The sequence below is a fragment of the Trinickia dabaoshanensis genome (genome assembly GCF_002879885.1).
GTDB lineage: Bacteria > Pseudomonadota > Gammaproteobacteria > Burkholderiales > Burkholderiaceae > Trinickia > Trinickia dabaoshanensis.
Genome location: NZ_PNYA01000024.1, coordinates 17,933 through 38,024 on the forward strand (window position 1 = coordinate 17,933; position 20,092 = coordinate 38,024).

20 protein-coding genes and 1 pseudogene are annotated in these 20,092 nt (G+C 67.0%); 10 read left to right on the plus strand and 11 right to left on the minus strand.

The window, feature by feature from the left end; genetic code table 11:
• The first annotated feature begins 301 nt into the window (after positions 1–301).
• Entirely contained in the window at positions 302–1,303 is a 1,002-nt protein-coding gene (locus C0Z18_RS23145; RefSeq protein WP_102647876.1) for an LLM class flavin-dependent oxidoreductase, read from the plus strand.
• A gap of 394 nt (positions 1,304–1,697) precedes the next feature.
• Here C0Z18_RS23145 and C0Z18_RS23155 read toward each other — a convergent pair whose 3' ends face one another.
• Positions 1,698–2,363: a DUF2239 family protein gene (locus C0Z18_RS23155; RefSeq protein ID WP_102647877.1), complete on the minus strand. Its 666-nt coding sequence runs from the start codon at positions 2,361–2,363 to the stop codon at positions 1,698–1,700.
• Between the two features lie 240 nt (positions 2,364–2,603).
• On the opposite strand from C0Z18_RS23155, the gene C0Z18_RS23160 reads away from it, so the two are divergent.
• The 4 genes from C0Z18_RS23160 (at position 2,604) to C0Z18_RS23175 (ending at position 5,736) form a co-directional block, all read left to right on the plus strand.
• Complete coding sequence (locus C0Z18_RS23160) at positions 2,604–3,572, plus strand: metallophosphoesterase family protein (protein ID WP_102647791.1); 969 nt, start codon at positions 2,604–2,606, stop codon at positions 3,570–3,572.
• Positions 3,569–3,964, plus strand: coding sequence for a cupredoxin domain-containing protein (locus C0Z18_RS23165; protein ID WP_102647792.1), 396 nt, complete (start codon positions 3,569–3,571; stop codon positions 3,962–3,964). The genes C0Z18_RS23160 and C0Z18_RS23165 overlap by 4 nt, the downstream gene beginning before the upstream one ends.
• Positions 3,965–4,115: 151 nt before the next feature.
• Positions 4,116–4,766 (plus strand): RNA polymerase sigma factor, encoded by a 651-nt coding sequence (locus C0Z18_RS33615; protein ID WP_408647102.1) that lies wholly within the window; start codon positions 4,116–4,118, stop codon positions 4,764–4,766.
• Positions 4,753–5,736: an anti-sigma factor family protein gene (locus tag C0Z18_RS23175; protein ID WP_102647793.1), complete on the plus strand. Its 984-nt coding sequence runs from the start codon at positions 4,753–4,755 to the stop codon at positions 5,734–5,736. Before C0Z18_RS33615 ends, C0Z18_RS23175 begins: the two co-directional genes overlap by 14 nt.
• 18 nt (positions 5,737–5,754) lie before the next feature.
• On the opposite strand, the gene C0Z18_RS23180 is transcribed toward C0Z18_RS23175, so the two are convergent.
• From C0Z18_RS23180 to C0Z18_RS23195, 4 genes are all read right to left on the minus strand, one after another.
• A complete protein-coding gene (locus tag C0Z18_RS23180; RefSeq protein ID WP_102647794.1) occupies positions 5,755–8,433 on the minus strand; it encodes a hybrid sensor histidine kinase/response regulator in 2,679 nt (892 codons plus the stop codon).
• A gap of 188 nt (positions 8,434–8,621) precedes the next feature.
• Positions 8,622–9,200 carry a PqiC family protein gene (locus C0Z18_RS23185; protein WP_102647795.1) on the minus strand — a complete coding sequence of 193 codons (579 nt, stop codon included), beginning with the start codon at positions 9,198–9,200 and terminating at the stop codon, positions 8,622–8,624.
• The gene (locus C0Z18_RS23190; RefSeq protein ID WP_233217447.1) at positions 9,197–10,507 is read right to left on the minus strand and encodes an MlaD family protein; all 1,311 of its coding nucleotides are present in this window, start codon (positions 10,505–10,507) and stop codon (positions 9,197–9,199) included. Before C0Z18_RS23190 ends, C0Z18_RS23185 begins: the two co-directional genes overlap by 4 nt.
• Positions 10,504–11,709, minus strand: coding sequence for a paraquat-inducible protein A (locus C0Z18_RS23195; RefSeq protein WP_102647796.1), 1,206 nt, complete (start codon positions 11,707–11,709; stop codon positions 10,504–10,506). The genes C0Z18_RS23190 and C0Z18_RS23195 overlap by 4 nt, the downstream gene beginning before the upstream one ends.
• A gap of 293 nt (positions 11,710–12,002) precedes the next feature.
• On the opposite strand from C0Z18_RS23195, the gene C0Z18_RS23200 reads away from it, so the two are divergent.
• The 4 genes and pseudogenes from C0Z18_RS23200 (at position 12,003) to C0Z18_RS23215 (ending at position 15,020) form a co-directional block, all read left to right on the plus strand.
• The gene (locus tag C0Z18_RS23200) at positions 12,003–12,779 is read left to right on the plus strand and encodes a CoA transferase subunit A (protein WP_102647797.1); all 777 of its coding nucleotides are present in this window, start codon (positions 12,003–12,005) and stop codon (positions 12,777–12,779) included.
• A gap of 81 nt (positions 12,780–12,860) precedes the next feature.
• Positions 12,861–13,541 (plus strand): CoA-transferase, encoded by a 681-nt coding sequence (locus C0Z18_RS23205; protein WP_102647798.1) that lies wholly within the window; start codon positions 12,861–12,863, stop codon positions 13,539–13,541.
• A gap of 46 nt (positions 13,542–13,587) precedes the next feature.
• A pseudogene (locus C0Z18_RS23210) lies at positions 13,588–14,232 on the plus strand (2-hydroxychromene-2-carboxylate isomerase); the annotation flags it as partial.
• 80 nt (positions 14,233–14,312) lie between these two features.
• Positions 14,313–15,020 carry a Crp/Fnr family transcriptional regulator gene (locus tag C0Z18_RS23215; protein ID WP_102647800.1) on the plus strand — a complete coding sequence of 236 codons (708 nt, stop codon included), beginning with the start codon at positions 14,313–14,315 and terminating at the stop codon, positions 15,018–15,020.
• A gap of 21 nt (positions 15,021–15,041) precedes the next feature.
• Here the strand turns inward: C0Z18_RS23215 and C0Z18_RS23220 are convergent, their stop codons facing one another.
• The 4 genes from C0Z18_RS23220 to C0Z18_RS23235 form a co-directional block, all read right to left on the minus strand.
• Complete coding sequence (locus C0Z18_RS23220; RefSeq protein ID WP_102647801.1) at positions 15,042–15,275, minus strand: YXWGXW repeat-containing protein; 234 nt, start codon at positions 15,273–15,275, stop codon at positions 15,042–15,044.
• 84 nt (positions 15,276–15,359) lie between these two features.
• Positions 15,360–16,508: a DUF1501 domain-containing protein gene (locus C0Z18_RS23225; RefSeq protein ID WP_102647802.1), complete on the minus strand. Its 1,149-nt coding sequence runs from the start codon at positions 16,506–16,508 to the stop codon at positions 15,360–15,362.
• 4 nt (positions 16,509–16,512) lie between these two features.
• A complete protein-coding gene (locus C0Z18_RS23230; RefSeq protein ID WP_102647803.1) occupies positions 16,513–17,895 on the minus strand; it encodes a DUF1800 domain-containing protein in 1,383 nt (460 codons plus the stop codon).
• A 167-nt stretch (positions 17,896–18,062) separates the two neighbouring features.
• A complete protein-coding gene (locus tag C0Z18_RS23235) occupies positions 18,063–18,440 on the minus strand; it encodes a YbjQ family protein (protein ID WP_102647804.1) in 378 nt (125 codons plus the stop codon).
• Positions 18,441–18,616: 176 nt separating this feature from the next.
• Here C0Z18_RS23235 and C0Z18_RS23240 point away from each other — a divergent pair, with 176 nt between their 5' ends.
• The gene (locus C0Z18_RS23240; protein WP_102647805.1) at positions 18,617–19,102 is read left to right on the plus strand and encodes an aminoacyl-tRNA deacylase; all 486 of its coding nucleotides are present in this window, start codon (positions 18,617–18,619) and stop codon (positions 19,100–19,102) included.
• A gap of 10 nt (positions 19,103–19,112) precedes the next feature.
• Here the strand turns inward: C0Z18_RS23240 and C0Z18_RS23245 are convergent, their stop codons facing one another.
• Positions 19,113–19,634 (minus strand): periplasmic heavy metal sensor, encoded by a 522-nt coding sequence (locus C0Z18_RS23245; protein ID WP_102647806.1) that lies wholly within the window; start codon positions 19,632–19,634, stop codon positions 19,113–19,115.
• Positions 19,631–20,071, minus strand: a complete 441-nt coding sequence (locus tag C0Z18_RS23250; protein ID WP_102647880.1) for a hypothetical protein — start codon at positions 20,069–20,071, stop codon at positions 19,631–19,633. Before C0Z18_RS23250 ends, C0Z18_RS23245 begins: the two co-directional genes overlap by 4 nt.
• Positions 20,072–20,092: the final 21 nt, after the last annotated feature.

Below are 20,092 nucleotides of genomic sequence, written 5' to 3' on the forward strand. Positions count from 1 at the left end.
TCGGAACGTAGCGACCAGGCGAAGCCTGGAATCCTTACTCCGGCCGGAACAAATCGAATCCCGCGAACACGAGGACCGCGCTGACGGCGATTAGTCCAACGCTGTGCCGGCCCAGATAGAGCGCCGCGGCGGTCGGAACGCTATGCAACTATCCAGCGAGTAGCCCTTTCGTCCGCATGGCTTATTTCACGTCGCCAGCACCGATATCCGCCGTTTGGCACAATCGCCTCTCCTATTTCTTTGCTATCGACGAGGGCGCGCCGCGTTGCGCGCAACCGCCGCCCTCGCAGCCATCTCGACGATGATTCCGTTTTCGGTTCTCGATCTATCCCCAGTGCCGCTCGGTCAAACGCCCGCCGACGCCTTCCGCCATTCGCTCGATCTCGCGCAGCACGCCGAGCGCTGGGGCTACCAGCGTTTTTGGCTCGCCGAACATCACAACATGCCCGGCATCGCCAGCGCGGCGACGGCGGTCGTCATCGGCCACATTGCCGGCGGGACGAAAACGATTCGCGTCGGTTCGGGCGGCGTCATGCTGCCCAATCACGCGCCGCTCGTCATTGCCGAGCAGTTCGGTACGCTCGCCTCGCTTTACCCCGATCGGATCGATCTCGGTTTGGGGCGTGCGCCCGGCACCGATCAAACGACGGCCCGCGCACTACGGCGCGACCTGCATGAAAGCGCCGATCGATTCCCGGACGACGTCGTCGAGTTGCAACGCTATTTCGCCGAACCGGTCAGCGGCCAACGCGTACGCGCCGTACCCGGCGCCGGCCTGAACGTGCCGATCTGGCTGCTCGGTTCGTCGCTGTTTTCGGCACAACTGGCTGCGGCGCTCGGTCTGCCGTTCGCATTCGCATCGCATTTCGCGCCCGACCATCTGCTCACGGCGCTGCATGTATACCGTTCGCAATTCCGCCCGTCGGCCGCGCTCGCCACGCCTTATGCGATGGTCGGCGTCAATCTCTTCGCGGCCGATACCGATGCCGAGGGCCAGCGGCTCTTCACATCGCTGCAACAGCAATTCGTCGCGCTGCGACGCGGCACCCCCGGGCAGTTGCCCCCGCCCGTGGATCGACTGGACGCCTCGGAGATGGAGCTGGCCGGGGTACGGCACGCGCTCGCTTGCGCCGCCGTCGGTAGTCCTGACACAGTGCGCGCGGCGCTCGAATCGATCATCGCGCAGACGCAAGCCGACGAATTGATCCTCACCGGGCAGATCTACGATCACGCCGCTCGCCTACGCTCTTACGAGATCGGTGCGCAAGTGCGCGATGCGATCGGAGCCGGAACGGAACGCTGACGGAAGGTCCCTCGCCGCGCGGCATGGGCCTAGGAATTGCTGCTCACAAACTCGTTAGGCGGCGGCGCGGCATCACGCGAGCACACCGGCTGCCAAGGAGCCGACGTTGGATTCCATCGAACGAAACACCACACTCGCCGCACGGTGGGCCGCGCTCGCGTGCGCCTTGGCTTGTGCTTGCCTCAGCGGCGCGGCGTGGGGGCAGCGAGCGGCCAAGGATGTCGGCGCATCCATGGTGCAGCCCCCGCAGGCGCCGGTGAGCGGTGCGGACGCCCGCAATCCGGACAATATGCCGATCAAGCGGCCCGACAAACCCACGCACGATCCAATCGCCCGTCGCCCCCCCCGCAAGCGGCACCGTACCGAAATAGCGCGGACAGCCCAATCGCCGAGTTCACGCGCCCGCTGCGGCCGCCGGCGCCGGTTGCGTCAGATCGCCGAAAGCAAGCCATCCGATATGGCGGCGAAGGTCGGCAGGCCAGCCGGCGATGAGCGTTTCCATACGAGCGGCGTCGTCGGCGAATAACGCGCGCGAGGCTTCCTCGAAACCCGGCAGGTCGCCCGCCATCGCGGACATGAAGTGGTAAGCCCGCTCGTGCGCCGTACGCCTTTCGTCGCGCTGAGCGTGCTTGCGGCGCGCCTCCTCCACCAGCTTGCGCAGTGCCACCGATGCCCCGCCCGGCTGCGTCCCCAGCCATTCCCAATGGCGCGGCAGCAGCGTCACTTCGCGCGCGACCACACCGAGCTTGGGCCGGCCACGGCCCCGCGGTGCGCCGCCCTCGCCCGCGTCCGCCGCCTGCGCATCGGCCGGCGCGGTCTCCTCAATCGGCGCGCAAGCGCCAGGTTGCCGGCTCAACCGCTCACGCAGTTGCTCGTCGGAGCCGCGCGTATCCACATCGATCGAACGCCCCGTCCTGTTCTCGAAGATCAAGATCGGGCCCGCCGTCCCGTCCGCGTGCGCATGCTTGCCGGCGAGCGCGACCGTCGGAAGCGTGCCGGACGCCAAATGACGATGCCCAACGAAGATCGAAAACAACGAAGGCTCGAGGTGAGGCGACATAAACGACTCCGGAAATTTGCAGATGAGCCGAATAATATCCGGGTGAAAACAGAAAATCAATAATACCCGGGCAAAAACAAAGACTGCATCGACCCATGCGTTACCGTCTTCCGATTTTTTGCCCGGCGCAGCGGGAATATCCATCGACGTCATCGAGTAACGCTCTCCGAGGGCATGCATACGGCCCCGCCCACACGTATCGACGCGTGCAAAAACGTACGCCGATTTCTCAGGAGAGCCATGATGGACCACGATAACGACCGCGACGACCCCGCGGCGGCGAACCGCCGCCGTTTTCTGAAATGCATGGCCTGGGCCGGCGCCGGCACACTTTGGACGATGCACGCCGGCGTTCTGCAAGCGCGCACGCTCGGCAGCGAAGCCGAAGGCGACAGCACCGCGCAGGCGCTCGAGGACGCAACCTTCAGCTTCGTACAAGTCAGCGATTCGCATATCGGCTTCACGAAAGCCCCGAATCCGGACGTAACCGGCACGTTCAAAGCCGCGCTCGCGCGCATCGATGCGCAACGCGTCCAGCCCGATTTCCTGATCCATACCGGCGATCTCACCCACCTGTCGCGCGCGGACGAATTCGACACGGTCGATCAGATCATGCGCGGCTCGAAGGCGCAGCGGGCGTTCTACGTCCCGGGCGAACACGATGTCATCGGCGACAACGGCCGCGCGTTCTTCGATCGCTTCGGCGAAAAGCAAACGGAAGGCGGCTGGTACAGTTTCGATCATCGCGGCGTGCACTTCGTGGCGCTCGTGAACGTGTTGAACCTGAAGGCCGGCGGCCTCGGCTGGCTCGGGCCCGACCAACTCGCTTGGCTCAAGCAGGATTTGGCATCGCGTTCCGCGGAAACGCCGATCGTCGTGTTCGCGCACATGCCGCTTTGGTCGCTGTACCCCACATGGGGTTGGGGCACCGACGATGCCGGCGATGCGCTCACGATGCTGCGCCGCTTCGGCTCGGTCACCGTCTTGAACGGACACATCCATCAAATCCAGCAGAAGGTGGAAGGCAATGTCACGTTCTATACGGCGCGCTCGACCGCCTATCCGCAGCCCGCACCCGGTGTGGGCCCCGGCCCCGGGCCGCTCAAGGAGGTGCCGCCCGGCCAACTCGCCTCTTACCTAGGCGTGCGCGAAGTGCGCCACGTCCAGGCGGGGCGCACGCTCGCGCTGACGGACGAGGTGCTGTCATGAACGCATTCGCATCTCGCCGCCGCACGCTCTTGCGCGTACTCGCCTGCACGCCGCTCGCCGGGCTCGTGGCAACCGTCCTCGTTCACTCCCCCGCCGCGGTCGCAGCCGGGGGCGACGCCGATGCCCCCGGCAAAAACGGCACGGCCTATCGCATCGAAATCCACGACTTCGCGTTCACGCCCAAAGAATTGACGGTACCGGCGGGCGCCCGCATCGTCTGGACCAATCGCGACGACGAACCGCATACGGTGGTCAGCGCGGCCGGCGCATTCAAGCCGTCGCAGGCACTCGATACGGACGACTCGTACTCGACCGTACTCGACAAACCGGGCACCTACGCCTATTTTTGCGGCATCCATCCGATGATGGTCGGCAAGATCGTCGTGCGGTGATCCGATGATGCTCCATGCACCGCGCGCGCAGTGGGCGACCGACGAGTTCGCCCACTCCCCCGCCGACAGCACGAGCCGCACAACGCGATCGCGCGGGAATAAACTCGATGCATCTTCGGTATCGCAGCGGTCAACCAAGGAGGCGACCCCGGTGGCCGAGATAGAAAAACGAGCGAGCAGCACGCCGGCGCCGCGCACGGCCGCCGGGCCAGGCGGCGAGGCCGAGCATGCCCGCCGTTTCCAGCAACTGGCGCTGCCGCATCTCGATGCGGCATACAACCTCGCGCGTTGGCTCAGCGGCAACCCGGGCGATGCGGACGACATCGTCCAGGAGGCGTTCGTGCGCGCGTTCCGGTTCTTCGGTTCGTTCCGCGGCGAGAACGCCCGGCCCTGGCTGCTCGCGATCGTGCGCCGCACCTGGTACACGGAATGGCGGCGCCGCGCGAACAGCCTCGAGCTAGCGACGTTCGACGACGACCTCGACGAAACGAGCGTTTTCGACGAGACGTCGTCTGCCTTTGCCGATCCGCAAATACTGATGTTGCAAGGCGAGCACACGCGGCTGGTGCGCGAGGCATTGGAAAAGCTGCCCGTCGAATTTCGGGAGGTGCTGATTCTGCGCGAGTTGGAGGATATGAGCTATCGCGACATTGCGATCGTCGCCGATTTGCCCATCGGCACCGTCATGTCGCGGCTCGCACGCGGCCGGCGCAAGCTCGCCGCCTTGCTCGCCCCGCTGCGCGGGCCAGCACCTCGTCCGCCCGAAACGACCGCCAAGGAGAGCCCTGATGGACTGCAATGAAGCCCGCCCGCTCCTCGGCGCCGCGATCGACGGCGAACTGTCGGCCGCCGAAGCGCTGAACATCGAGACGCACTTGGCCCGCTGCGCGGCATGTCGGCGTGAGACGCAAATGCTGCGGGCTCTCAGCGAAGCAACGCGCGCCACCGAATACTTTCGCGCGCCCAGCGCGCTGCGCGAGCGTATTCTCGCGGCGCTTCCGGACGGCGAATCCGTCAGCGCATCGACGGTAGACGACGCGGGCCCGGACACTCCACCACCGACGCAATCGCCTGAAACGAGCGAGACGAACGGTGCGAACGAAATACGCGACACGCCCGATCGGCCGCGCGGCAAAGCGATGTTCGGGTGGGCTTGGCCCACGTGGAGCACGCCGCGCGGCGCGACCACGAGACCGTGGAGACCGCGCGCGAGCGGCCGCGCCGCGGCACTGACGTGGCCCACGGGCGTCGCCGTCGCCGCCGTCGCGCTGGCGTTCGCGGCGAGCGTCGCGCTCGTCATGCACCGGCCCGATAGCGCAGGCACGGCGTTCGTCGACGAACTCGTCGCGAGCCATGTTCGCGCGCAGCTTTCGGGGCATGACATCGACGTGATCTCGTCGGATCAGCATACGGTCAAGCCCTGGTTCAACGGGCGGATCGACTACGCCCCGCCGGTCGAGGATCTCGCCGGCGAAGGATTCGCGCTCGCCGGCGGCCGTCTGGACTACATCGGCCATCATCGCGTCGCGGTGCTCGTGTATCGCTATCGCAAGCACATCGTCGATGTCTATGTGATGCCGGACACCGCGGCCGGTTCGCAACGAGTGCCGGCCTCGATGACGAGCGACGGCTACGCTCTCGCGCAGTGGCAAAACCAAGGCATGCTGTGGTGGGCCGTGAGCGACGCCGAGCCGGGCGTCCTATTGCAATTTCGCCGAGCGCTGACGGCACGCCTGAGCCGGGCGCCCTCCGCGCAGCCGAATCAAGGATGAGCGCGCGATCGGCCTTCGCTATGCGGCGGTGCTTTGCGAGCGGCGCGTGAGCGTATCCATGAGGCTCAGCAGCCGTGCCGGATCGAGCGGCTTGACGAAGTGATGATGGAAGCCCGCCGCGCGGCTGCGTTGGCGGTCGGCGTCTTGCCCGTACCCCGTCAAAGCGACGAACAAGCAGTCTCGGCTCGCATGCTGCGCGCGCAGCCGGCGCACGAGTTCGTAGCCGTCCATGCCGGGCAAGCCGATATCGATGACCGCGATGTCGGGGTCGAACGAGGCCATGAGCTCCAAGGCCGACGCCGGATCGTAGACGGCCTCGACGTCATGCCCGCACTCCTTGAGCAACTCCGCGAGCGCCTGCACGCCGTCCACGTTGTCGTCCACGAGCAATGCGCGCCGTGCGCGTATGCTCGCGCGCGCGGTTCGGTGCGGTCCCGGCTCGGCACTCCGGCCCTCGAGATGAGCCTGGCTGCCGCCGAACGCGAGCGCTGCGAGTGCGTCCTGCGGCCCCCGAACGGTGGCCTCGGCGCTGGCGCGACGCCCTCCCGGGACGCGAATCGCGAACGTGCTGCCGCGCCCCGGCCCTGCGCTCGTTGCGCTCACGGTGCCGCCGTGCATTTCCACGAGATTCTTCACGAGCGCCAAGCCGATACCGAGCCCGCCTTCGGCCCGATCGAGGTTGCGCTTGCCTTGGAAGAACAAATCGAACACACGCGGCAATACGTCGGGGGCCAGCCCCACGCCATCGTCGCGCACGCTGACACGTATCATGCCGCCGCGCTCGTGCGCGGCCACGACTTCGATATGGCCGCCCGGCGCCGTATAACGCGCCGCGTTCGTCAGCAAATTGGACACGACTTGAGCCAGCCGCGTCGCGTCGGCGTTCCACACGAGATCGTGTTCGACGTCGAGCGTGAGCCGATGCCCGCGCCGCTCGATGAGAAAGCTCGCCATCTCGACGGCGTTCGTCAATACGTCGGCTACGCGCACGGTCTGCTTCTTGAGCTCGATCTTGCCGCGCGTGATACGCGAGATGTCGAGCAAGTCGTCGACGAGCCGCACGAGGTGATCGACTTGCCGAGCGATGATGTTTTGCTCGCGCAACGTGCCGCCTTCGGGGCGCATGCGCATCAATCGCAACGCGGTGACGATCGGCGACAAGGGATTGCGAAGTTCGTGGCCGAGCATCGCGAGAAATTCGTCTTTGGCACGACTCGCCTCGCGCAACTCGGCGACGAGCCGTTCGCGTTCCGCATGCGATTTTTCGAAGCGGGCTCGCGTGCGCACCTGCTCGGTCACTTCCACGGCGACGGCGATGACGCCTTGCACGGACGTCCCATCCAGGCGCAGCGGTTCGAAGTGGAACGTGAAGTAGCGCGGCTCGAACGCACCGTCCGGCCGGGTCATGTCGATGCGGAAGTCTTCGCGCACGACCGGCTCGCCGCGCAGGAACACGGAATCGAGCAGCGCACCGATCTCCTCGCCATGCTGGCTATCGGGGAAGACCTCGGCGTAGCGGCGCCCCGTCAATTCGGCATAGCCCGCCAGTTCGCGAAAGCGCCTGTTCGCGAGTTCGAACACATGCGCCGGCCCGCTGAGCAGCGCCGCCGCCACGGGCGCATTCATGAATAGCGCATCGCGCTGGCGCTCGGCCGTCTGCCGTTGGATGCGATCGCTCGCGTCGCGCGTGAATCCGCGCGTGTAAAGCAGCTTGCCCTGGTCGAACATGGAGTTGGCATGCAGCAGCACGTGCTTGACGCTGCCGTCGCGGCAGCGCAGGCGCACGAGCTCGTCGCGTATCGTCTCGCCCGCGGCGAGCTTTTGGAAGATGGCATCGGCCACCGGCCGCTCGACGTAGAACTCCGAGACAGGGTGCCCGACGTACTCGTCGTAGTCGTAGCCGAGCAGATCGAGTTCCGCCGAGTTCGCCCAGACGATCGTGCCGTCGCCCGCGATCCGATGCAGTCCCTCGGCCGCGTTTTCGACGAAATCGGCCAGTTCGCGCTCGCGCTGCACGAGCGCCGCCTCCGCCCGGGCGCGGCGCTCCACCTCACGCTCGAGTGCCATCGCCTTTTGCTGCCACAGCGCCACGAGCTTGTGCGCTTCGGTGTCGTCAGAACGGGTCAATACCTCGCTCGGCAGCACATGCGTATGCGCCGCGCATACGTGCTCGAACATCGCACTGTGCTCGGCGCTCGAGAAGAGCGCCTGCGAATAGGCGCAAAACAGCGAAAACGCATACCGGCGCGCAAGGTCGTTCCATAACGCCTCCACGTGCAATGCCGCCTCGTATTCGCCGCGCTCGCAAAGCAGCCCCACCATCTCGCCGAATGCGTGCACGGGAGCGCCACCCGGTATCGCCACCCTCGCCATCAATGCACCGACCGAGGACAGAAATTGCGCCTCGTCGGGCCATCCATCGACCATGAAACGCGCCAGCGTCTGCTCGGCGTCGAGCGTGACGAGCCGGCTCGTAGTTCCGGTGTCCATGCCGGCCGCGCAGCCGAAACCGCGTCGTTTCGAGGCGAGCGCCGCGAGGTGCGCCGGGGTGGCGATCACGACCGCATGCCCGCCCGAGCGCAGCGCACGCTCGGCAAAATCGGCGACTTCGTCGACCAGCAACGACTCCGCTTCGTAAAAGCGGACAAAGTGACCGTTCGCGTGGCCGTGCGTAAAGGGATGTCCGGCTACCGCCATATCGCAATTCCTAGCGGCACCGCGGCCGCGCGTTCGGGGAACGGATTCCCGCCCGGGTAAGAGGGAAGACAGGTCGTCCGATGATAGGTCGGAGGAGCGGCCCCCACGTTCGCGAGCAGCAAGCATCGGACCCACGGAAGCCCAATTGCCCCAATTGCCGGAAAAATCCGCCCACGGCGCGTTTCACCTTACTGCCGCTCAGCCAGCGTCGCGGCGATCCGATCGGCTAATCGTCCCAGGACGCGGCTCATGGCGTCGGCGATATCGGGCGAACTCGCGGAGCGCATCGGCTCGCTGAGCGAGACGTCTTGCGTCATCACCGCCGCCGACGCATCGCCGTCGGTCAACGACCAACTGCCCTCGAAGGTCATCCGGCCATCCGTGTTCGCTCGCAGATCGAGCACGGTCACGACGATCCCGCGCGAACCCGCCGGCGCGGGAGCGCCGGGCAGCACGAACGCGCCGGGCGGCAGCCGCGCGAGCAAATCCTGCGCGAGCGTGCGCCGGATCATCGGCGCGAGCGGCGCGCCCCAATGGTCGGTCTCCCGCACGGCCATGCGGTAGCGGGCATCGTGCTCGACGATTTCGGGCCGGTCGAGCGAATCGGGCAGGCGCACCGCGCCCAATTGCACCGGCGCCATGCGGCCGGTGACGAGCGGCGCCGTGGGCGGCACGGCGTCGAGCGAGTAGTAATGTGTCGGCGGACTATGGCCGCACCCCATCAATGCAAGCGCGCACACGAGTCCCCACTTCGTTCTCGGCTTCATTGCCCTGATCCTCCCTTGCCCCGCACGAGCGCCTCGGGATGACGGTCGAGATAGTCGGCGAGCGCGCGCACCGAGCGCGCCATACCCGTCAGTTCGCGCAATGCCTCGGGCAGGTCGTTTTGGCGCATCGGATCGCCGCCGATCGTGCGATTCGCGGCCGCAACGGCGCTATCCGCCTCACGCGCCGTCTGGCGCAACTGCGTGACGAGCGGGCCGATCTGCGGCGATACCTCGCTCAACGTGCGATCGACCTGTGCCACGGACCGGTCCAGGTGGTCGAGGCTATCGGCGATCCGCGGCGAGGACGACAACGCCCGGATTCGCCCGGCGATCCGGCGGATGTCGTCGCCCGTCTGCGCGATCGGCAATGCGTCGATCTTGGTCATGACGCGATCGGCCTTCGACATGATGTCGCCGGCTTGCGCGATGATTGCGTCGATATCGCCCGACGGCATGCTCGGAATCTGCGTTTGGCCGTCGCGAACGGCCAGCGTCGCACTCGGGGCGCCGGACACGAAATCGAGCGTGACGACGCGTGAGCCGACGAGCGGCGGATCTTGGCTCAAGCGGGCTCGCATCCCGGTTGCGATCAGATGGCGCAGCATGTCGTCCACGGCCCCGCGCCAATTGCCTGCCGGCGGCTTCACGTTGTCGGCCAGCCCGAGCTTCGTTGCATCGAGTTCGATTTGAACGGGCGTGTCGAGCGTGCCGGTGCGCGCGTCGTAATGCAGCGAGACATCGGTGACCTCACCGACGCGAAACCCGCGCAGCCGCACCGGCGCGCCCGCATCGAGCTGCCCCACCGCGCCCGAAAAGCGGATCACGTATTTCACGGCGGCCGCGCTGAGCGCGTAGCGGCGGTCGCTACCGTCGAAATGCCGGATGCTGGCACCCGGCCCCGGCTGCATAACGATTTCCGGTCCGCCGATCAACGCCTTCGCCGAAGACGGATCGCTGAAATCGAAGTGCGCGCCTTCCACCCAAAAACGCGTGCCCGAGCGCAGATAGGGTTGGGCGCTGCGGCGTATCTCCGCAGTCACGTCGACATGGCGGCCGTCGGGATCGAGCGCAACGCCCCGCACTTCGCCGACCTTCACGCCGTGCAGCGAAATTTCCGTATCGTCGGCCTTCATGCCGTACGCGTTGTCGAACACGATCGTGATGCTTTCTCCGCCTCGCACGAGTGCGCGAATCCCGAGCCAAGACGCCACGCCGATCGCCGCGATCGGAATCGCCCAGATCCAGCCGGGCCATCGCGTGCGCCGCAAATCGGCCGCTTCGGTGCGTTGTTCCACGGGCTCCGTCACGTGCGCCTCGCTTGCGCCGCGTCCCACATCAGGCGGGGATCGAAGGCGCGGGAAGCCGCCATGGTCAGCACGACCACCAGCGCGAACGCGGTGGCGCCGTCGGCCGGGCGCGCATCGGCCAGACCGTCGAAACGAATCAACGGAACGAATGCGGCTATCGTGAAGACGTCCACGTTCGACCAGCGGCCCAATTCGTCGATGAGCCGGTATAAGAAGGTTTTCGTCCGCAAATGGCGGCCGGAGCGGCGTAGGACCGATGCGATGAACCATGCCATGCCCGCCAGCTTCATGAACGGAATCGCGATGCTCGTACAGAAAATCAGGATGCCGAGCGGCCATAACCCCGCCGAGAACAGTTCCGAGACGCCGTCGATGATCCGATGAGAGACGTCATGGCCGAGTTGGTGAGACACCGTCATCGGATACAAATTGGCCGGAAAGGCGAGCACGAACGCGGCCACGCTGAGCGCCGCCGCCCGCGCAACGGCATCGGGCTTGCGCTTGCGCAGTTTCAGGCCGCATCGGGGACAGGGCCGTCCCGCCTGCGCGACGTTCGCCACCAAGTCGCAGGCCGTGCACGAGAGGACGCGCTCGCCCGATCTCAATCTGCGCTCGGGCGAGATCGCTCGCCAGACCGTACGACGGTCGAGCGTCGCCCGTGTAAGCATCGACATGAAGGCGGCCGCGATGAAGCAATAGCCGCCCGCATCGATCGAGCCCGTCAATTCCTGCGTCACGCGCGTGTAGCCCACGAAGCAACCGATCAGATAGACGTCGGGCATGGCCCAAGCATCGAGCCAAAGCGCCCATCGATAGCACCGGCCGAGCCACCGCGGACGCCAGCCGCACAACACGGCCGCGAGCACGAGCGAAAGCCCCGAAAAGCGTGCGAGCGGCAAGACGATGCCGGTCAAGCCGAGGATCACGGCCAAGAGCTCGAAATGCTCGCGCCACATGACGACGATGCCCGAACCGAGTTCGGCCGATCGCTCGGCGCCGAGCATGTGAACCGTCATCAGCGGCGAGAGATTGCCGGGCAGCAGCAACACGAAAGTCGTCAGCGAGCAAGCGAGCGCGGCCGCGACCGAACGGCCGCTCGCGCGCTCGAGCGGATAGTGGCAGACGCGGCAACGCGCGAGCGTGCGCCCCGCCAGCACGGAGGTATCCGCGAGCGCGCCGCATTCGGGACAACCGATCGTCATGCCGCCTCGCGCGCCGAGCGGCGCCGCGCCAGGGTGAACCCAAGGAACCAGTGAATCGTCATGCAGCCTGCCTCGTCAGTGCGTGCTACCCAATAAACAGGGACAAACGGACAAAAGGCGGTGAGCACGTTGCGTTCCCGGCTCGGCCCGGCAACTGTCATCCAGAAGACAACCTGCGCGCGCGGGTCGTCCTACACTGCCCCGCAGCCGTTCGCCAGGCAGAACCCGGCAGACGGCGATCGGCGCCGCGTGCGGAGCGTTGCGCGCACAAGCAGGAAAAGACGGAGACAACGATGCGATACCCGAACAAAGTCAAAACGATCGACGAGGCGCTGCAGCCGCTGCGCTCGGGCATGCGTCTCATGCTCGGCGAGTTCGTCGGCGCCGGCGAAGCCGCCTGCTGCATCGAGGCCCTGCTCGCGAGCGGAATCGGCGAACTGACGCTCATCGCCAATACGCCGGGGCTGCGCGGCGGCTTTTTGAAAGCCCGGCTGTTCACCTCCGGGCAGTTGGCGGAGTTCATCGGCACGCACGTCGGCACGACCGACGAATCGACTTCGGCTTACTTGACCGATGCCGTGCGCGTCGCCGAATTCTTTCCGATGGGAACGTGGGCCGAGAAAGTCCGCGCGGGGGCGATGGGCCTCGGCGGCGTGCTGATCCCGGTCGGCATCGGCATCCTCGACCAGCCCGGGGTTTTTCCGGCACGGGGCGCGCCCAAGGAGAAACTCGGGCTCGACGGCCGCGAGTTCTTCGTCGAGCGCCCCCTGACGGCCGACGTCTCGATCATCAAAGGCTGGCGCGCCGATACGTTCGGTAACGTGGAGTTTCGCGGCACGTCCCTGCAAAATCAGCGCGACATCGCGATGGCCGGCCGCTACACGATCGTCGAAGTCAACGAGATCGTCGAGGTCGGCGCCATCGCACCGGAGCGCGTCGGCTGCCCGGGCGTATTCGTCGATGCCGTCGTGCAAGGTCTTACCCTCGACGCTCAGCACGCCCTGTACAAAGCGCAATGGGCCAAGCTGGGCCGTCTACCGCGAGACGAGCGCGCCGCGCAGCCCGCCTGAGCGCTCGTCCCCGCCGCCGTCTTTGAGCAGCGCAGCGCGCCGACGAGCGCGAGCGCATCCAACGCTTTCGAGGAGACCCACATGCTGAGCCCCGCTTCCCTCGCCGCCCCGAAACATCGCATCGCCGCCCGCTGCGCGCAGGAACTGCATGCCGGCGAAGTCGTCAATCTCGGCCTCGGCATCCCGACGCTGACCGCGCATTACCTCGATGCCGACGCGGGCGTCATCCTCCACACCGAAAACGGCGCCTTCGGCTTCGCGGGGGCGCTCAGGCTCGCCGACATCGATAGCGACGCGACGAACGCCGGCACCGAGCCGATCGTGCTACCGCCGGGCGCCGCGCTGATGGATTTGGCCACCTCGCTCGGCGCGATGCGCAACGGCTATCTCGACGTGACGATCCTCGGCGCGCTGCAAGTCGACGCGCTCGGCAATCTCGCCAATTGGGCCTGCGAACGCGACGGCAAATGGTGGCCCGGCATCGGCGGCGCGATGGACCTGTGCCACGGCACCCCCAAGGTCATCGCGGCCCTCTCGCATACCGACAAACACGGCCGCTCGAAGATCTTGCCGCGCTGTACGTTGCCGCTTACCGGGCGCGGCTGCGTCAAGATCATCGTGACGGAGCACGCGGTGTTCGACGTCGCCGAAAGCGGACTCACCCTGCGCGAAATCATTTCGCATGCGACACTCGACGACGTGCGCGCGATGACGGCCGCGCCGTTCGCCGTGTCGCGCGAGTTGCGCACCCTGGCGGCTTGATCGTCATCGATCGACCGGCACCTACCGCTTCGAGAGGAATTCATCGATGTCTACTCCAGCCGTCGGGCGCAACGCCGAATGGTTCTTCGATTTCGTGTCGCCGTTCGCATATCTGCAACTCGAGCAATTCGACACGCTGCCCGCAACACTTGTGATCGAGCCGACGCCGATCGTGCTCGGCGCGCTGCTGGCTCACTGGGGGCAAAAAGGCCCGGCCGAAATCGCGGCCAAGCGCGTGTTCACTTATCGGCACGCGCTGTATCGTGCGCAACGGCTCGGCATCGCATACCGCATGCCGGACGCCCACCCGTTCAATCCGATCAAAGCACTGCGGCTCGCGATCGCGATGGGCGGCACGCTCGACGTCATCCGCCGCATCTTCCGCCACATCTGGCGCGACGGGCACGACGTGGCCTCGCCCGAGGGATTCGCCGCGTTGTGCGAGGCGATGCGGTTTCCGCAAGGCGTGCATGCCGTCGAAGACCCCGCCGTGAAGGAAGCGCTCAGGCGCAATACCGAACGGGCCATCTCGCTGGAGGTATTCGGGGTGCCCACCTTCGCGCTCGACGGCGAGCTGTTCTGGGGAGAGGATGCGACCGCGCTGTTCGTCGAGTGCGTCCGATCGAATGCGTGGCTCGATTCGCCCGAGGTGCGGCGCGTGAGCGCGTTACCCGTCGGTGTGCAGCGGGGCGTGGCGCCCGCGCCCGTCGCGCAGGCCGGCGTTGCGGCGAATCGCCCCGGCACGTCCGCCGCGGTGCCGGGCGCGAGCCGATGACGACATACGGCGCCGACGACGGCCGCCCAGGCATCGGCCGCGCCCGGCTCGCGCACATCGCGGCCTGGTCGATCGATTTGCCCGACGACGAAGCCGAGCGGGCATGTGCCGGCATCGTCGAGAAGACGTTCGCGCGTGGGACCTGCATCTGCCCCAAGAACACGGTGCTCGAAAGCTGGACCGGCGTCGTCGCCGGTCTCGTCAAGGTCGGCACCGTCTCGCGCGAGGGCCGCAACGTCACCTTCACCGGCGTACCGGCCGGCGGCTGGTTCGGCGAAGGCACGGTGCTGAAGAACGAACCGCGACGCTACGACATCGTCGCGCTACGCAACACGCGCATGGCCTTCATGGACCGCGCAACGTTCATGTGGCTCGTCGAGCACAGCGTCGTCTTCAATCGCTTTCTCGTGCGTCAATTGAACGAGCGCCTCGGTCATTTCATGGCGCTGCTCGAATACGACCGCATGCTCGATGCGACCCCGCGCCTCGCACGCTGCATCGCGTCGCTGTTCAATCCCGTGCTCTACCCGGGCGGCGGCGACCATTTGGAAATCAATCAGGAAGAGTTGGGCCTGCTTTCCGGCATCACGCGCCAAGTCGCGAATCAAGCGCTCAAGACGCTACAGCGCGACGGCGTCGTGCGGCTCGAGTACGGCGGCATCACCGTCGTCGATTTGGAACGCCTGCGCAACTACGGCGCCTAAGCGCCGCACTCGCCACCGCCCTCAATCGAGGACCCAATGGCCGCGGACCCACTCCCAACGATCGTGGCGCCAGGCGTAGTGGCCTCTGACCCAGTGATAGCCCGGCGCGGGCGCCACCGGCACGACCTCGACGAGCGGCGCGGGCTGCGGCGGACGCGCGGGTTCGACGACGCATGCCGCGAGCGATACGGCGGCGGCCGGGAGGGCCAACGCCAGCCATGCACGCCGGCGCGAAAACTTGAAACGGATCGTCATCTAAAGCATCTCCAAACGCGCGAAGCCGCGCGGGTACAGCGGGTTGAAAAAGCGGGTTGAAAAATCGAATGCCATCGCCGGCGGTCAAACGGCGACGAGCCCGGTCACCGGCTTCGCCGGCTTCGTCTGCGGAAAGAGCGCCGCCGCCGTCCGATGCGGATCGAGGCCGAACGTTTCGCTGGCCGCACCGGCGATGACGTCGTCGAGCGAAAGCGTCGGACGCAGGTCACGCCCTTGATAGAGATCGGCAGGCCGCAATCCGGGCCAATCGGCCAATACGCGCCCGCCGCGAATGGCACCGCCCAACAGCATCGCCGCCGTCCCGGTGCCGTGATCGGTGCCGCCCGTGCCGTTCACCGCCGCGGTGCGGCCGAACTCGGTCGCCACGACGATCGTCGTCTTGTCCCATATCGGGCCGAGGCCGTCGCACAAAGCGCCGAGCATCGCGTCGAGCCCCTTGAGTTGAGCTTTCAAGCGCGGATCTTGTGCGGTATGCGTGTCCCAGCCGAGCGTCTCGATCATCGCAATACGGGGGCCGTCGGGCCGCGCGAGGAAGCTGGCTGCGACCTTGCCGATGCCGGCGGCGTCGCCGCGCGCGCGCTCGCCGCCCGCCATCTCGCGGGCCGCCATCGCCGATTGCCATAACGGGCCGAGTTGCGCATCCTCGTCGTAGAGCGCGCCCACGCGCATGAGCAAGTCGTCCGAAGCGCTCGGCAATGCCGACGGCGCGTACGAGGCCACCTCGAGTTTGCCGCGCAGCGCGAGCGGCACCGTGGGCGCGAAGGCGATCGCCTCGGCGCGGCTCGGACCGGCCAGCGCCACGAGCCGGTTCAGCCAGCCGTCGCGCAGGCTATAAGGCGCGTTGCCGCCCGTCTCCAGTACGTTTTGCCCATCGAAATGCGAGCGATCGCGGTAGGGCGTCGCCACCGCGTGCACGAACATCGCCTGCTGTTGGGCGTAAAGCCGGGCAGTCCGCTCTAGCGAGGGATGCAGCGCGAAGGTGCCGTCGAGCCGCGTCGCACTGGATGCGTCGACGGCGATCGGGCCGCGCAATGCCGCGTACGCCGGTTCGGCGTACGGCACGACGATATGCAATCCGTCGGCCGCACCGCGCTGAATGATGAAGACGAAGCGGCGATCCGACTGCACGTTCGCGAGCACCATCCGCGGCGCGACGAGCAGCGCACCGGCGCCCGCGGCCGTCGCGCTGAGGAACTTACGACGAGACATCATCGCTTCATCTCCGTTGAAAATCGGGGGACACGAGCAACAGCGCAAGCGCCGTCTGGGCACTTTCGGCGCGTGCGATCGCAAGCGCGGTGGCGGGGGCAAGCGAATCGGCGGTCAGCTTGGGGGCGAGCGCGCGCGCATCGACGCGGTCGCCGACCCGGGCGGCGATCCGTTGCGCGAGCTCAACGCGCCGCATCAACGCGTCGGGGGCGGCCCAGCTCGCGGCGATGTCGTCGTAGCCGGCCGGCGAGCCCGGGCGCCAAACCGGCTGGCCCAGTTGCGCCAAGAGCGGCGCCGCCTTCGCTCCGCCGAGTTCGTTCGTGCCGAGCCCACGCAACGTCGAGAGCGTCCAGTCCCAAGGCGTTTTGAACTTGAGGGGCGTATCGGCCCACGGCTCCGGCGACGCGATCAGCGCCCGGTAGACGGTGGGCAGATCGCCGCCGCTCGAGTTGAATGCCTGCGCCAATCGCGCCACGAGCGCGCGGCTCGGGTTGTCGCCCGCGAAATGCCGCGCGAGCTTGGCGGCAACGTGGTTCGCCGTGGCCGGCGCCGCGGCCAAATCGTGCAGCACCGCACCCGCTTGGGCCTCGCCGGTCTGCGCGTAGACGCGGCCCATGATCGTGCGTTCGCCGGGCTCGTGCTGGGGCTCGCGAAAAATGAAACTGCCCGGCGTGCCGCCCATGCCCTTCGGACCGACGATGCTCCAACCCGTCAACGCTCGAGCGAATTCGGTAACGTCGCTCTGTGTATAGCCCGTGCGCACGCCGAGCGTATGCAACTCCATGATTTCGCGCGCGAGATTTTCGTTCAGCCCGCGCTTCGCCCCTTTCGCGTCGGCACGCATGCCGGCGCGACTGTCCGGCCCAACCGAGCTGACCTGATCGAGATACACCTGCATGGCCGGATGTCGCTCGACGGCGAACAGCATGTCCTCGAAGCGCCCCAGTACGTGGGGCCGAATCGCCTCGGCTTCGAACGCGCCCGCGAGCGCGGCCACTTGCGGCTTCTCCGTCGAAATCGCGAAGTGATTACTCCAGAAGTGCACGAGCCGCTCGACGAAAGGAGTGTCGGTCGAGAGCGCGCTGCGCACGCGCGCATCGACGGCATCGCGATAGTCGTCGCGCACCTCCTCGCGCAACATCTTGCGCGCCGCGAGCTTGGCGTCCTGATCGGCCCCGCTCGCCACCTGCTGCCGCGCCGCGCCGAACGCCTGCTCGACGGCCGGCGTATCGGGCAACGCGGCCCAAGCGGCCGGCTTCGGATCGAAGCGATCGAATTGCGCGAGCAGCCACGCCCGGGCGTCGGGCGGCGGCGGCTCGTCGGCGCGCGCGCCGAGGCCGAAGCGGTTCAGCGCGATGGCCGCTTCGCTCAGATGCGGTGAATCGGTCATGTTCCCCTCGTTGGGTATCGCCGTGGGTATCGCCGTGGATGTCGCTATGGCGTCGCTTTGGGGCCATCCGGCATCCGTACGCTGATTAAACGCGGCGCGGACGTGTCATCCGTCGCATCGAGGGAAAAAAATTTTCGTGCCGCGGCGGCCGGCCCGCCGCGAGCGGCTCAGATCGATGCCGACGGCCTGACCTGCACGGCGGTCCCATAGCAGAGCACCTCGGTGACGCCCGCCGCGATTTCCGTGGCGTCGTAATGCACGGCGATCACCGCGTTCGCGCCCAGTTCGGCCGCGTGTTCGACCATTTGCCCGTATGCGTCGGCGCGCGCGCGTTCGCACAGCGACGTGTAGAGCGTGATATTGCCCCCGAACAGCGTTTGCAGCGAGGCACCGACGGCGCCTACCACGGAGCGCGAACGCACGACGATGCCGCGGACCACGCCGAGCGAGCGCTCGATTCTGCAACCGGGCAATTCGAGCGCCGTCGTGACGTTCTCGCGCGCGATGCGCTGCGAGCGGTGCAAGGACGACAGGGCGTCGTTCATGTTTTTGTTCTCCTTTTGCCGGTCACCGCGTGACCTGGAACCTCGGCGCGCACCGCGACAATCCGGCAGCCGACAGGATTGGGCAGCGGCACGCAAACGACCTATTCTATGAGAACGCCGCCCTCGCCACCCGCGCAGCGCGGTTCGATCGCTCTTCCCTCCGACGGAGGTCCGCCATGTCGATGTCTGCCACCCTCGAGGCATGCCTGCAGAACAAGGGCTGCCGCTACGAAGTCCTGCATCACCCCTACAGCCATTCCAGTATCGAAACAGCGTCGGCCGCCCACGTGCCGGGAGACCGGTTGGCCAAAACGGTTTTGCTGGAAGACGAACAAGGCTATGTCGCGGCGGTGCTGCCCTCGACGCATGCCGTGCGCCTATCCGAGATCTGGGAGATGACCGGACGCCATCTGACGCTCGCCAGCGAAACGGATATGCGCGAGCTGTTCAAGGATTGCGAACCCGGCGCCGTGCCGCCCGTTTGCACCGAGTACGGGATGATCACCTATCTCGACGAAACGCTCGCGCAACAGCCCGAGGTCTATTTCGAAGCCGGCGATCACGAAGAATTGGTTCATATGCAGACCGACCAATTTCTCGCCTTGATGGACCGGGCCGAGCGAGCCCGCTTCGCCCATCGGATGCAAGGCATTTCGATTTAGAGCGGTACGGCTAACGCGTGTTCGACGCATCGTCGGGCGCGCGCGGCCTTTTCTCGGCGGGTTTCGGTAGCCGCCATTGCCCACGCAGCGTCAAACCCTGCGCGAACGTGACGCGCTCGGCCGGCGTCAACGTGCCGACGAAATCGGCGACGGCCGTCTCGATGCGCTCACGCAGCGCGCTGTCGGCGCTGCGCGTACTCGCGAGCGCAGCGTCGAGCGCCGCACGATCGAGTTGCGGCGCCGCCACGAGTCGCAGCACCTCGCGCCTGCCGTCCTTGGCTTGCCGCGCAAGCGGCTTGGCATCGCGCCGCGCTTGCTTCAAGGCATCGAGAAATTGCTGCTGCCGCTCGGGCGAGAGTTCCTGCGCCGCATAGCGCAACGCTTGAGGCGCAACGGTGCGCGTGTTGGCAGCCGCGCTCTCGCCGTGCGGGCCCATGAACCAACGGTAGGTGCCGCCGGCAATCGCACCGACGAGAAACACATTCAGCACCAGCGAGCCGACGCAAAGCGCCTTGATCGCGCGTGTCGTCATTCGATGCTCCCCTCTGCGCCCGACGCGTCGAACCCGAATGCGGTCGATAGATACGAAGGCTCGTGCACGGCGGTCGGCCGCTCGCTCGGGAGCATAAGAAACGACATCGCCGCCGCGCCGGCCACGAGCCCCGCGACGCCGGCTCCCGCGAGCGCGGCCCCGGGCAACCAACGCCAGCCGGGGCGCCACGTAAATGAGAGACGAGCGCCCGGCGCATTCGCGGAGGCAACGATGCGGCGCTGCAGCGAGCGACTGACCGGCTCGAGCGCATCGGCGGCCAAGACCGCGTCGAGCGCTGCCGCAGCCGCCAGGCACGGCTGCGCCTGCGCCGGATGCGCTTGAGCGAAGGCGCGGGCCGCGGCCCGTTCATCGCCGGGCCAGCGGCGCGGATCGGCGCCGTAAGCCTCGACGATCTGCGCGAATCGTTGGAAAGTCATCGTCGTCATCGATCGATCCTT